Here is a 13,173-nt window from a genome sequence, read left to right on the forward strand (position 1 = left end):
CTTTGTTTTTTTCGTAAAAAAATGCTGTGATAAATACCGGTAATCAAAACGGTTAAACCCACCAGAAAAGAGGTTGTCCCGCATGATGAACGATTATGAATTGCAGGTATACGATGAAGTTGTTGATTGGAAACGGAAATTATCTGTCCGCTCAGGGCTTTTCAACCGGCTGTCAAAAAAGGCGCAAACGAAAGTCAACGGGCTTATCCCTGAAAAGGTGCATCAGACCTTGACGGAAGCGATTAAGGGAATGGTCAAGGCGACGCTGGCCGGATCGAATTTTACAACAAAAAAACCTGCTGACCTTAGGCCATCCCTTCAAGCAATGGATGAAGAGGCGAGGAAAAAGATTAATGTTTTCCAAAAGACGGCGATGATCGAAGGGGCCGGTACAGGCGCCGGGGGAATATTGCTCGGGCTTGCCGACTTTCCATTGCTGCTGACGATAAAAATGAAATTCCTGTTTGAAATCGCATCTGTATATGGTTTTAATACAGAAGAGTATGAAGAAAGATTGTTTATCCTCCATGTTTTCCAGCTGGCATTTTCAAGCGATGAAACGAGGTTTGAAACCTTGGATACAATTGAGAATTGGGAGGAAAGGAAGAGGACGCTTGTGGATATGGACTGGCGCGAGTTCCAGCAGGAATACCGGGACTATATCGACCTTGCAAAAATGCTCCAGCTCGTTCCTGGTATAGGGGCTGTAGTCGGGGCGATTGCCAACAACAAACTGCTTGGCCATTTGGGCGAAACAGCGATGAATGCTTATCGGCTACGAGTGTTGGAGGGAGGCCATAACCCAGGAGCGGATTATTAGGAAGGGGACAGGCTTTTGGAAAAGAAAAAAATACTGTCTATACTGATGGCGATCGCAGTAGGGGTTATTTTGGTTATTCTTCCTGGGGTAATGCAGGGGCGGGAACTACTGCTCGATCGGGTTTTTAAGGGGCTGTTGGGCGGTGTTCCTAATTGGCTTGATCCGTTCTTTGTTGCTATCACCCATCTTGGTGATAAAAAAGGGGTCGGAATAACAGCGCTGATTATGCTGGTTTGGCTTTTGTTCAAGCGGAGGGATTATTTCGCAATGGGAATTTTCGCCCTGGCGGTTGCGTTTGGCAACGAGCTGAACAAGTTTTTAAAGGTTTTGATTGGAAGGGAACGGCCTTCGCTTGAGCATATAGTGCACGTGAAGAGCCTTAGTTTTCCGAGCGGCCATGCGATGGTCGGTTCAATTCTGTACATAATGATCGCGTTTTTCCTTTTGAAAGAATACAGAAACCCTGTTGCGCGAAGGGTTATTGTCTTCCTTTCGGGTACGGTTGTCCTTTTGATCGGGGCAAGCAGGATTATTTTGAATGTCCATTATCCAACGGACGTTCTCGGAGGATATGCCTTCGGGTTTCTATGGTCAGCGTTGTTTATGCTGGTCTATGAAAAACTGCGGGATGCTTTTCCCTTGTTGAGGACGAATCGAGAGATTAAGTAAAAAACAGCCGCGGGGCTGTTTTTTCATTTGTGGATTTTTTGCGATAAAGACAGTTTTGGCTGGTTGGCCGTTATGAAAGTGTCTTTATAACTTCGGTGAAGACAGTTTCGTGCGTCTTCCTGAGTTGAAAGTGCCTTCATAACCTCGATGAAGACAGTTTTGGATGGCTGCACGGTTTAAAAGTGTCTTCATGGCCTTAATGAAGGCAGATTCGGGCGCTGTACCGGTTAAAAAGTGTCTTCATACCACACTTATATGAAGAACATTGCGGCAATGGTTGTAACTATGAGGCCAATTATTACGGGAACGAGGTTCCTTCTCGCCAGCTCGAACGGGTCGACGTTGCAGATAGCTGCCGCAGGAATCAGCGCCCACGGGACGAGCGTGCCACCGCCAACCCAAATTGCGGCGATTTGCCCAAGTGCCGTCAAGGTGGCTGCGCCTTTTCCAATCGAAACCGCAAACAGCGTGGCAACCGAACCGGCAAGAGATATGCCTGAGAAGCCGGAGCCATCAAGGCCTGTAATTGCACCGACTACCGTTAGGGTAATCGCCGCCACTTCCTTGCTGAGCGGGACAAGTCCGGCTAGGGCGATGCCAAGATCATTGACAATTCCCTGTGATGCTGAAGGGAGGTAATCTCCGATAATTTTTCCAAAGCCCGCGTCCCCAAGATAGAAGAACGCCGCAATTGGAATGACGGGGCCGAACACTTTAAAACCAAATTGGAAGCCTTCAACCAAATAGAAGGTGGTCTTTTCAAGCCCTTTGTTCTTGTAGGCAGTGAGAGTGATGGCGAGGAGAATAAAAACGGACGTACCGCCAATCAGTGCTGTAGCTTCTCCGCCCTGAAGCTTCAAAAGGAACATCGCTGTGACATCAAGGATGAAAAGTAAAGGGACAAGGATGGCGAAGAACCGTTTTTGCCAGAGCGATAATAGCTGTGCAGCAGCCTTTGTTGGCTGGGTGGTACCTCCGGACACAACCCCGGTTGAAGAAGTCAGCTTGCCATTTTTCAAATCCCTTTTTAAAAAATAGAAGGCAACAATGGTTGTGACAGTACCCATTATGAAAACAAGCGGAATGCTCGCACTTAACACTTCATTGACAGAAAGGCCGGCAGCATCGGCTGTCAGCTTCGGCGCGGCTTGGATAACGAAGTCTCCGGAAAGGGCAATTCCGTGGCCAAACAAATTCATGGCCATGGCAACCCCAAGCGCAGGGAGACCGGCTCTAAGGGCAACCGGTAAAAGGACTGCACCGAGAAGCGCGACTGCTGGTGAAGGCCAGAAGAACCAGGAAATTGCCATCATTAGGATGCCGATCGTCCAGTAAGCGAGTGTTGCGTTGCGGATCAGCTTTGTAAATGGGGATATCATGACATCGTTAATTCCTGTCGCTGTCAGCGTTTTGCTCATCGCAACAATAATGGAAATAACGAGGATGGTAGACAGCAGCTCTGTGATGGCGTAAATGAAGCTGTTAAAAACACTGCTGACTGAGCCGCTCAAGGAACCAGTCGCGGTAATGGCAATCAGGAAGATTCCAATGATGCATATAAGCGTTGTATCCCTCCTCATAACCATAAAACCGATGATAAGGCCGATAAAAACAACATAAATCCAATGTAGAGCCGTCAGCTCCGCAACCATTGAAAAATCCTCCCTTCATTCATCGGAAAATGTGCATCCACGCCCATGCCCGATGTAATACAGAATATGAAAAAGGGAAGAATGGGTGCGGGGGAGAGTAAAAAAACCGAACAGTGCCAGGCACCGCCTGAAAATTGACGAAAACAAAAAGGACGAGGCTGCTGCCCCCGTCCTTTCCTATTCTTCGGAAATCCAATATTTGGTGATGTATGGCTGGCCGGAGAAGATGTTTGGCCCAGGCTCAGGCTTACTTTGGCCGTGGGACTTTCCGAAGTCGGCTGAATCTTTCCAGCGCTGGAAGGCGAGTTCGTCGTCCCAAGCGGTTAAAATGACATACGTGTTTGACCTGATCGGCCTCAGGACCCGGATGGCCTGGAAACCGGGGGTATATTCGATTTTCCCAGCGTGGTTTTTGAACCGGTATTCGAAAACAGGCCTGCCTTCATCGGTGACCGGGATGTTGTTCATGACGACCAAGCCCGGACGGCCAAGAACCCCGACCGCTTCGAGTACTTCATACTTCCTCGGAGATGCGAATACGGTTTTCCCCTCTGTTTCATGAAGAAGGATGGCGCCGTCTTCTCCAGACATGAGCACCATTTTCTCTCCAGCATGCTTTGTAGCGAGCTTTTCCAAAAAATCATACGTACCAGCGGTCATATACAAGTTCATTAAATCAACTCCAACAAATATTTTTTCATGCTCCGCGCATTCTGAATCCATTTGGATTTTTCCTTTTATTACAGACCTGCAAACAAAAAAACGACTTTTTTTTGACAGTTGCCGGCTGTGCCTATACACTCCCAACTTTAACAGATATAGTGAAAACAGTATAAGAATGTGAAAGGTTTCTATTTTTACTGTGAATATATTAGAATGATAACTGAGAAGTTGCGAAAGGTGGAAAATGAGATGAGACAAATCAACGAAACGTTCTTGAAGGCAGCGAGGGGTGAGAAAACAGGCCATGTTCCAGTGTGGTATATGCGCCAGGCGGGACGTTCCCAGCCTGAATACCGTGCCATCAAAGAGAAGTACTCCCTGTTTGAAATTACCCACCAGCCTGAATTGTGTGCGTACGTTACCCGCCTTCCGGTTGAACAATACAATGTCGATGCGGCAATTTTATATAAAGATATTATGACTCCTCTACCAGCACTTGGAGTAGACGTGGACATCAAGGCAGGAATTGGGCCGGTCATTTCCAATCCGATCAAATCGGTCGCGGATGTTGAAAAGCTTGGGGAACTCAACCCGGAGGAAGATGTTCCATACGTATTGGAAACAATAAAAATCCTGACAGAAGAGCAGCTTTCGGTTCCGCTCATCGGGTTTTCCGGCGCACCGTTCACCCTTGCAAGCTATATGATTGAGGGTGGCCCATCAAAGAATTATAACAAAACAAAGGCATTCATGTACGCCGAGCCGAAAGCATGGTTCGCCCTGATGGATAAACTGGCCGATACAACCATTACATATGTAAAGGCGCAAGTGAAAGCGGGAGCGAGGGCAATCCAGATTTTCGATTCATGGGTAGGGGCCTTGAATGTTGCGGACTACCGCTATTATATCAAGCCTGTCATGGAACTGATTTTTTCCGAGCTTAGGGGAGAAAATGTACCGCTCATCATGTTCGGAGTCGGCGCGAGCCATCTTGCCGTTGAATGGAATGACCTTCCACTTGATGTCGTCGGTCTGGATTGGAGGCTTCCAATCAGCGAGGCACGGAAACTCGGCGTAAATAAGACGGTTCAGGGCAACCTCGATCCGGCGCTCCTTCTTGCTCCTTGGGAGGTCATTGAGGAGCGGGCAAAAGCGATTCTCGATCAGGGAATGGAGCAGTCTGGCTATATTTTCAACCTTGGCCATGGTGTTTTCCCATCCGTGAATCCGGAAGTCCTGAAGAGGCTGACAGCATTCGTCCATGAATATTCCGCTTCCAAACTTGGCCGCTAACCAATTCTTGCTATCTATAAAGATTAAATGGTGGTAAATACACTATTTATTTGGCAAAATAAAAAGGGCCTTCCATCAGGGGAGGATTTAAACCTACTGATGAAAAAGTCCAATACTCCTGCCTTTCTTTCAAAAAAATTCTTAAATAATAGGCAGAAGCGTACGGCTTAAGCTAAAATCGGCAGGGAGAAATCCCTGCCGTTCATGGTTGAACAACCGAAAAAATAGATGAAGCAATTAGAGGTGTGGAACATGGCAAAAAAGACAATGGGCCTTCTGGTAATGGCTTACGGCACACCGTATACCCTTGATGATCTTGAGCGCTACTATACCCATATCAGGCACGGCAGGAAGCCTTCCGATGAAATGATTGAGGAATTAAGGGGCCGTTACGAAGCGATTGGCGGCATTTCACCGCTTTCCCACATTACCGAGGAGCAGGCGAAAGGCCTCGAAGATAGGCTGAATGAAGTTCAGGATGAAATCGAATTTAAGATGTATCTAGGGTTGAAGCATATCAACCCGTTTATTGAGGATGCCGTCAAACAAATGCATGAGGACGGGATTGAAGAAGCCGTCAGCATCGTGCTTGCGCCGCATTTTTCAACTTTCAGCGTTAAATCCTATAACGGAAGGGCAAAAGAAGAAGCGGAAAAGCTTGGCGGCCCAAATATCGTTTCGGTCGAAAGCTGGTACGATGAGCCGAAATTCATTTCTCACTGGGCCAAAAAGGTCAAGGACGTTTTTGAAAAATTGCCTTCTGGCGAAAAGGAAAAAGCGGTCCTCATCGTTTCGGCGCATAGCCTTCCTGAACGGATTCTCCAATCCGGAGATCCGTATCCAAATCAGCTGAAGGAAACGGCCGATTTAATCGCGGCCGAGGCGGGTATAGACCATTATGCAGTTGGCTGGCAAAGTGCCGGGCAAACCCCGGAGCCTTGGCTTGGACCGGATGTCCAGGACCTGACAAGGGAGCTGCATGAAGAGCACGGGTACAAGGCATTTGTGTATGTGCCTGCGGGGTTTGTGTCGGATCATCTTGAAGTGCTTTACGACAATGATTATGAATGCAAGGTTGTTACAGACGAGATCGGCGCGGCGTATTATCGTCCGCAAATGCCGAACAGCCAGGCCGATTTTATTGACGCCATGGCAACCGTCATCTTGAAAACTCTCGGGAAAGACGAATAGACTAAGGAAAAAGATGAGGCGATGGATGTGGAAGGGAAGAAACGAATCGTAATCATAGGAGGAGGGATGGCTGGGCTTTCTTCAGCCTACTACCTTCAGAAAGCTGCACGCGAAAGGAATCTCCCTATTGAAGTGGTACTCGTGGAAGCTTCCCATCGCCTCGGCGGAAAAATGCAAACCGTCTTCAAGGATGGATTTATCATTGAACGGGGCCCGGATTCCTTTTTGGCCAGGAAAAAGAGTTTATCGCGGCTGGCTGCTGAAGTAGGGGTGGCGGACGAGCTTGTCAGCAATTCCACAGGCAAGTCCTATGTTCTCGTGAATGAAAAGCTCCATCCAATGCCGGGTGGGTCGATAATGGGCATTCCGACCGAAGTCGGGCCTTTCATCACAACCGGACTATTTTCAATACCAGGAAAAATCCGGGCGGCAACCGATTTCATCCTTCCAAAATCTCCAGCTGGAAAAGACCAGTCGCTCGGCCATTTTTTTAGGAGAAGGCTTGGGAATGAGGTAGTAGAGAACCTGATTGAACCTCTGCTATCTGGGATTTACGCGGGTAACATTGACAAGATGAGCCTGATGTCGACATTCCCGCAATTTTACCAGGTGGAGCAGAAATACCGCAGCCTCATTCTTGGCATGAAGAGATCAACCCCAGCCCCTGCAAGGCAAACGGCAACTCCTGTGAAAAGCAAGGGCGGTGGATTCCTTACTTTCAGGTCAGGTCTGCAATCCTTTGTCGATGCCATCGAGAGCAAGCTTGAGCCGAACTCTGTTCTAAAAGGATTTAAGGTGAGGAACATTGTGAAGGAAGAAGGGTATTACGAGATAAACCTGGTGAACGGGGAGCCGCTTATTGCGGACTGCGTCATTTCGGCCGTTCCACATCACGTCGCACAATCGATCTTCTCGGATTACCCGTTTTTTGACCCGCTGAAGGACATGCCTTCCACATCCGTGGCGACCGTGGCAATGGCGTTTCCCGAAACCGCGATTAAAAAGGATATCGAGGGGACCGGGTTCGTCGTATCAAGGAACGCCGATTACACGATTACGGCGTGTACCTGGACGCATAAAAAGTGGGCCCACGCCGCGCCTCCCGGAAAGGCATTGCTCCGCTGTTATGTCGGAAGGGCCGGGGACGACACGGTTGTCGACCTGTCCGACGACAAAATTGTTCGGATTGTCCTTGAAGATTTAAATAAAACAATGGAAATAACCGAGCAGCCTGAATTTGTCGTCATATCCCGCTGGAAGGACTCGATGCCACAATACACAGTCGGGCACAAGCAAATGCTTGAAACGTTGAGAGGGCATCTTTCGAAGGAGCTGCCGGGCGTTTACCTCGCCGGAGCATCCTATGAAGGAGTCGGCCTCCCCGATTGCATCGACCAGGGAGAAGCCGCCGTCCGCAATGTACTGGAATATCTTAAATTATCATAGCCATTTTTGAACGTGCGGGATTCAATTCCGCGCGTTTTTTGGTGTGAAAACTGCGAAAAGTACCTGTCACTCCCCGATTTTTCTTGTTTCACAACATGTTTCACAGCCCCCAGGGCCACCACCCATGCTATACCCGCGGGTTATTACTGGAACGGAATGAGCGTATATGGATAAATGTCCACTATGCCGAATAGGATGAATAAAACGATATTCCAGGTGGTGGCGATATGAATAAGAAAGAAGAACTCGCAATCCGGCAACTGCTCTTTACTCCATACAGGATGGAAACCGGGGTCCCGATGGGGGCACTCCCTGTATATGCGGTATCAACACCTCCCGTCCCTCCATTTTTGCTAAATCGAAAGATAGGTAGATTCGCAGCGGATCCCCCGATAGGACAGCAGGAGATCCTTTTAAAAAGCAATGTAAAGGGAAGGGGTTAAAGGATGGGGTGGGATTCTTGTAGGGGTGATATCAATATTTACTCGCAGGGGAAAATTGACTGCCATGTCTATTCAACATGTAATCTATGCTCGGATGGCTGCGCGCCATAATGGGAAATTGCTGCCCGCCAACTGGGAGGATACCTATTCACTTTTAGCTGGGAAGGTGAAGGAAACCCTCGCCAAAAAGGGACCCGGCGGGCTACCGTTGTAGAATACGGAGAGGTGAGTATATGTACTTAAGGTTAATTCCGCAGAGGGTTTAAAGGAAGGGATAAAGTTTTATCAAGGCAATAATGATATATGGCTGGCAGATAGGATTCCTCCTAAGTTCATAAGTGTGGATTAGATGTTTAACCTTGATCGGCTGAATGCCTTTCAAGGTTTTTATTTTTGATTAAGTACTGTCCTAAGGAATCTTATGTAAGCCTTCAATGTGAATCCCTAAACATGAAACATGAAAAAGTTTGTTTTTTTGAGTATAGTAAATACTAGGAAAATCAGCGATAATGGGGTGGATTGAATGAAATTGACGGTTATTGGCTTCTGGGGCGGCTACCCTAAGGAAAATGGCGCGAGCACCGGGTATTTGCTTGAGCATGACGGCTTTAAGCTTCTGATCGATTGCGGTAGCGGCGTTTTGGCCAAGATGCAGAATGTGGTCCAGCCCGAGGAATTGGACGCGGTCATCCTTTCCCACTATCATCCGGACCATATTGCCGATATCGGCGTTTTATACCATGCGAGGCTGATTCAGGGATTTCTCAAAGGAAAGCTCCCTGCGCTTCCGATTTATGGCCATACACAGGACGAAGCTGAATTCAAAAAGCTAACCCATGATGGCGTGACAAAGGGAATTGCCTACAAACCGAACGCGGGCCTTAAGCTTGGGCCATTCGACATTTCCTTCCTAAAAACAGTCCATCCGGTTCCTTGCTATGCAATGAGGGTCGAAGCAGGCGGAAAATCCGTTGTGTATACGGCAGACACGGCGTTCAAGGAGGAGTTTGTTCCGTTTAGCAAAAATACGGATGTGCTGCTATGTGAATGCAATTTTTACGCGAATCAGTCCGGTCAGGGTGCGGGCCATATGACGAGCACCGAAGCAGGGCGCCTCGCGGAGAATGCCGGGGTTGGCGAGTTGATATTAACCCATCTGCCGCATTACGGGAATGTCGAGCAGCTCGTGGATGAGGCATCAAAGGAATTCGGGGGCAAAGTCCGCCTGGCCGAAGAGTTCATGGAAATCGAATTGTAATGACCATGGTAGGCAATTTTCAGGCTGCTTCCATTTTTAAAAAAGCCGCCAGACAAATAGAGAAAAGGGGAATGGATTATGCTGTTTATTGACAACAAAGGAATTACCGATCCGCGCATCAATCTAGCTATCGAGGAATATGCGCTGAAAAATCTTGATATCGACCAAACTTATTTGCTTTTTTACATAAACGAGCCATCCATCATCATCGGCAAAAACCAGAATACGATTGAGGAAATCAATACGGATTATGTCGAGGAGAAAGGCATCAATGTCGTCCGCAGGCTTTCAGGCGGCGGCGCGGTGTACCACGATTTGGGCAACTTGAATTTCAGCTTTATTACGAAGGATGACGGCGAAAGCTTCCATAACTTCAGGAAATTCACGGAACCGGTGGTGGCGGCGCTAGCAAAACTGGGAGTGAATGCCGAATTAAGCGGCAGGAACGATATTGTGGCTGAGGGGCGGAAAATTTCCGGCAACGCTCAATTTTCAACAAAGGGCAGGATGTTCAGCCACGGCACACTAATGCTCGATTCCGAAATTGATGCTGTCGTTTCGGCATTGAGGGTTAAGCAGGACAAGATTGAATCAAAAGGAATCAAGTCGATCCGGAGCCGTGTTGCCAACATTTCCGAGTTCCTTGACAGGAAAATCAGCATGGAGGAATTCCGTTCCCTGCTCTTGAAGTATATTTTCGACGGAGCAGATGATATTCCTGAATACGTCCTGACAGAAACCGACTGGGAAAAAATCCACGCAATTTCGAAGGAACGCTACCAGAACTGGGACTGGAATTATGGGAAATCTCCGAAGTTCAATCTTCACCGTACACGCCGTTTCCCTATCGGTTCCATTGATGTGAGGCTTGAAGTCGAAAAAGGGATCATTGAGAACTGCAAGATTTACGGCGACTTTTTCGGAGTCGGTGAGGTTGCTGAAATTGAGGAAAAATTAAAAGGGATCCGCTATGACCGCTCGGAAATCAATCGCGCGCTTGAGGGCGTTGAGATCAAGCACTATTTTGGGAATGTCACAAAAGAAGAGTTCCTCGAGCTCGTTTATTAATTAAAAATCCAAGCCTCTGCCAAGATGATGGCGGAGGTTTTTGTCGTTTTAAAGTGGGAAGGAATCTACGGTAAAACTTGAGACGGGACCCCTTATTCTCTATAATAAATTTAGAATATTTTTAATTTTATAGGCGATTGAATGGAAGGCCGGTTCACGCCTAAAGGGGGAGATGGAGTTGAACTTATCGTCCAAGCTTCACGAAACCGCACAAGCATTGCCCGAAAAACCAGCCTATTATTTTATGGGAAAAGAAACATCTTACAGGGAACTGGATGCCGCCATCACGAAGTTTGCATCCGGGCTTGAGCAACTGGGGCTCAAAAAAGGTGACCATATCGCGCTTCTTCTCGGAAACTCGCCGTACTTTGTCATCAGCCTATATGGCGCAATAAGGATGGGTGCCACTGTCATACCCGTCAATCCTATCTATAGTCCGGATGAAATCGGCTATATCCTGAATAACGGGGATGTGAAAGCGGTTGTCTCGCTCGATCTCATGCTCCCGATAGCCGAAAAATCCCATCATCAACTCCCCAAAATCGAACATTATATTATCTGTGATTCCAATCAGCCTGAAGCTGCCGGAATGAACAAAGAAGAGCTTACGATTTACCCAAAAATGAGAGCGTTTACAGATGTACTGGCTGCGGGCCGCCTTGATTATATAGGACCAGAATTGGGAGAAGATGAGACTGCCGTCATTCTCTATACTTCGGGGACTACCGGAAAGCCGAAGGGCGCGATGCTGACACATAAGAACCTGTATTGCAACTCAATTGATATTGGCACGTATTTGAATATGGATGAGAACGACAGGATGATAACAGTCCTGCCAATGTTCCATGTCTTCTGTTTGACGGTTTGCTTGAACGCTCCGCTGATGACGGGCTCGACGATGCTGATCATTCCTAGATTCAGCCCTAAGGATGTTTTTGATATGGCCAGGGAACAGGGGGCGACGATTTTTGCCGGTGTTCCGACAATGTACAATTTCCTTTATCAATATGAAGCCGGGAAACCGGAAGATTTCAAGACGATACGGGTATGTGCATCCGGAGGAGCCTCCATGCCTGTCGCTTTGCTTCTGAATTTCGAGAAAAAGTTTAATGTCCGGATTTCTGAAGGATACGGGCTGTCTGAAGCCTCCCCGGTTACGTGCTTCAATCCGCTTGACCGGGAGCGCAAGCCTGGTTCAATCGGCCTGTCGATTGTAAACGTGGAAAACAAGGTTGTCGACGAGCTTGGCGAGGAAGTCCCGCCTGGACAGGTTGGCGAGTTGATTGTCCGCGGACCTAATGTAATGAAAGGGTATTACAAAATGCCGGAGGAAACTGCCGCAACGATACGTGACGGCTGGCTGTATACAGGGGACCTGGCAAGGATGGATGACGAAGGTTATTTTTACATCGTCGACAGGAAAAAGGATATGGTCATCGTCGGCGGTTATAATGTGTACCCGCGCGAGGTCGAGGAAGTGCTGTATGACCACACGGACATTATTGAGGCCGCGGTCGTTGGCATTCCGGATCCCGATTTCGGGGAAGCCGTCGTTGCCTACGCGGTTTCGAAAAATCCGGAACTAACCGAAATGGAACTGGTTGCTTATTGCGATGAGAGGCTTGCGAAATATAAAGTGCCATCAAGAATCGAATTCCTCGATGAATTACCCAAGAATACGACGGGGAAAATTCTGCGCCGGGCGCTCAGGTCGCAGGTCATTGAAGCGGCAAAGCAGTAGAGGGATAGTGGCAAATTGGAGTTTCGCCGTGCAAGTGATAGGAAAATTATTTAATAGAAAAACAGTTTAAACAATACGGTGTAAAGGGGCAGGCTGCCGTTGTCTGCCCCTTGCCAATGTCAACTTGGAGGGAATGTGGACGATGGATCAGATTTTATTTGAACAAAAAGGGCATATCGGAATCATCACCATCAACAGGCCAGAAGCGATGAATGCATTCAATTATGATACGTTGGTCAGGCTTCAGGAAGTCGTTGAGGACGTGAGTGAAAACAATGATGTGAGGGTCGTAATTTTTACTGGCGCCGGCGAAAAAGCGTTCAGTGTAGGGGCGGATTTGAAGGAGAGAAAGACGCTGACTATTGAACAGGTGCTTCGGAATGTAGGGAAAATCAGCGAGGTATTCAACCTTGTCGACATGATGCCGCAGCCAACCATCGCTGCCATCAACGGTTTCTGTTTCGGAGGCGGGATGGAGCTGGCTCTCGCCTGCGATTTCCGGATTGCCGAGGAGGGAATCCAGCTTGGCCTTACCGAAACAAGCCTGGCAATCATTCCGGGCGCTGGAGGGACGCAGCGGCTGCCTAGGCTGATCGGCCAGGCGAAAGCGCTGGAACTGATTCTTGGCGCCCACAGGCTGACTGCCGGGGAAGCGAACAAGTACGGATTGCTGACGCGGATTGCTGGCGAGGGCAGGGCGATGGAGCTTAGCCTTGAAATTGCCGCTAAGCTGCTGAACAATGGTCCGATTGCCCTCCGCCAGGCAAAGCTTGCGATTAAAAAGGGAATGGATACCGATTTGCAAACCGGATTGAAAATCGAGCGGCAGGCATACGAAGGCCTGATCCATACGGAGGACCGGGTCGAAGCGCTTTTGGCATTCAGCGAAAAAAGGCAACCGAATTTCCAGGGGAAATAAGGGGATAGGC

Annotated in this window: 13 protein-coding genes; 11 read left to right on the forward strand and 2 right to left on the reverse strand. The window is 48.2% G+C overall.

What is annotated here, in order from left to right:
- The first annotated feature begins 85 nt into the window (after positions 1-85).
- Both V1499_RS04940 and V1499_RS04945 read left to right on the forward strand, forming a co-directional pair.
- The gene (locus V1499_RS04940) at positions 86-820 is read left to right on the forward strand and encodes an EcsC family protein (protein WP_409276229.1); all 735 of its coding nucleotides are present in this window, start codon (positions 86-88) and stop codon (positions 818-820) included.
- A 15-nt stretch (positions 821-835) separates the two neighbouring features.
- The gene (locus V1499_RS04945; protein WP_409274272.1) at positions 836-1,489 is read left to right on the forward strand and encodes a phosphatase PAP2 family protein; all 654 of its coding nucleotides are present in this window, start codon (positions 836-838) and stop codon (positions 1,487-1,489) included.
- A 251-nt stretch (positions 1,490-1,740) separates the two neighbouring features.
- On the opposite strand, the gene V1499_RS04950 is transcribed toward V1499_RS04945, so the two are convergent.
- Together V1499_RS04950 and V1499_RS04955 are read right to left on the reverse strand one after the other, a co-directional pair.
- Positions 1,741-3,141, reverse strand: a complete 1,401-nt coding sequence (locus tag V1499_RS04950; protein WP_409274274.1) for a hypothetical protein — start codon at positions 3,139-3,141, stop codon at positions 1,741-1,743.
- A gap of 177 nt (positions 3,142-3,318) precedes the next feature.
- Entirely contained in the window at positions 3,319-3,813 is a 495-nt protein-coding gene (locus tag V1499_RS04955) for an antibiotic biosynthesis monooxygenase family protein (RefSeq protein ID WP_409276230.1), read from the reverse strand.
- Positions 3,814-4,053: 240 nt separating this feature from the next.
- Here V1499_RS04955 and hemE point away from each other — a divergent pair, with 240 nt between their 5' ends.
- The 9 genes from hemE (at position 4,054) to V1499_RS05000 (ending at position 13,163) form a co-directional block, all read left to right on the forward strand.
- The gene (gene hemE / locus V1499_RS04960; protein WP_409274276.1) at positions 4,054-5,097 is read left to right on the forward strand and encodes a uroporphyrinogen decarboxylase; all 1,044 of its coding nucleotides are present in this window, start codon (positions 4,054-4,056) and stop codon (positions 5,095-5,097) included.
- A 252-nt stretch (positions 5,098-5,349) separates the two neighbouring features.
- Entirely contained in the window at positions 5,350-6,288 is a 939-nt protein-coding gene (gene hemH / locus V1499_RS04965; RefSeq protein WP_409274278.1) for a ferrochelatase, read from the forward strand.
- 21 nt (positions 6,289-6,309) lie between these two features.
- Positions 6,310-7,734 carry a protoporphyrinogen oxidase gene (gene hemY, locus V1499_RS04970; protein WP_409274280.1) on the forward strand — a complete coding sequence of 475 codons (1,425 nt, stop codon included), beginning with the start codon at positions 6,310-6,312 and terminating at the stop codon, positions 7,732-7,734.
- 227 nt (positions 7,735-7,961) lie between these two features.
- Complete coding sequence (locus tag V1499_RS04975) at positions 7,962-8,177, forward strand: hypothetical protein (protein WP_409274282.1); 216 nt, start codon at positions 7,962-7,964, stop codon at positions 8,175-8,177.
- A 64-nt stretch (positions 8,178-8,241) separates the two neighbouring features.
- Positions 8,242-8,391: a hypothetical protein gene (locus V1499_RS04980; RefSeq protein ID WP_409274284.1), complete on the forward strand. Its 150-nt coding sequence runs from the start codon at positions 8,242-8,244 to the stop codon at positions 8,389-8,391.
- 309 nt (positions 8,392-8,700) lie between these two features.
- The gene (locus tag V1499_RS04985; protein ID WP_409274286.1) at positions 8,701-9,435 is read left to right on the forward strand and encodes an MBL fold metallo-hydrolase; all 735 of its coding nucleotides are present in this window, start codon (positions 8,701-8,703) and stop codon (positions 9,433-9,435) included.
- Between the two features lie 78 nt (positions 9,436-9,513).
- The gene (locus V1499_RS04990) at positions 9,514-10,503 is read left to right on the forward strand and encodes a lipoate--protein ligase (protein ID WP_409274288.1); all 990 of its coding nucleotides are present in this window, start codon (positions 9,514-9,516) and stop codon (positions 10,501-10,503) included.
- 178 nt (positions 10,504-10,681) lie between these two features.
- Entirely contained in the window at positions 10,682-12,244 is a 1,563-nt protein-coding gene (locus V1499_RS04995) for a fatty acid--CoA ligase family protein (RefSeq protein ID WP_409274289.1), read from the forward strand.
- A gap of 142 nt (positions 12,245-12,386) precedes the next feature.
- Positions 12,387-13,163 (forward strand): enoyl-CoA hydratase-related protein, encoded by a 777-nt coding sequence (locus V1499_RS05000; protein WP_409274291.1) that lies wholly within the window; start codon positions 12,387-12,389, stop codon positions 13,161-13,163.
- Positions 13,164-13,173 lie beyond the last annotated feature (10 nt).

Source organism: Neobacillus oceani, from assembly GCF_046237595.1.
Classification (GTDB): domain Bacteria; phylum Bacillota; class Bacilli; order Bacillales; family Cytobacillaceae; genus Bacillus_D; species Bacillus_D oceani.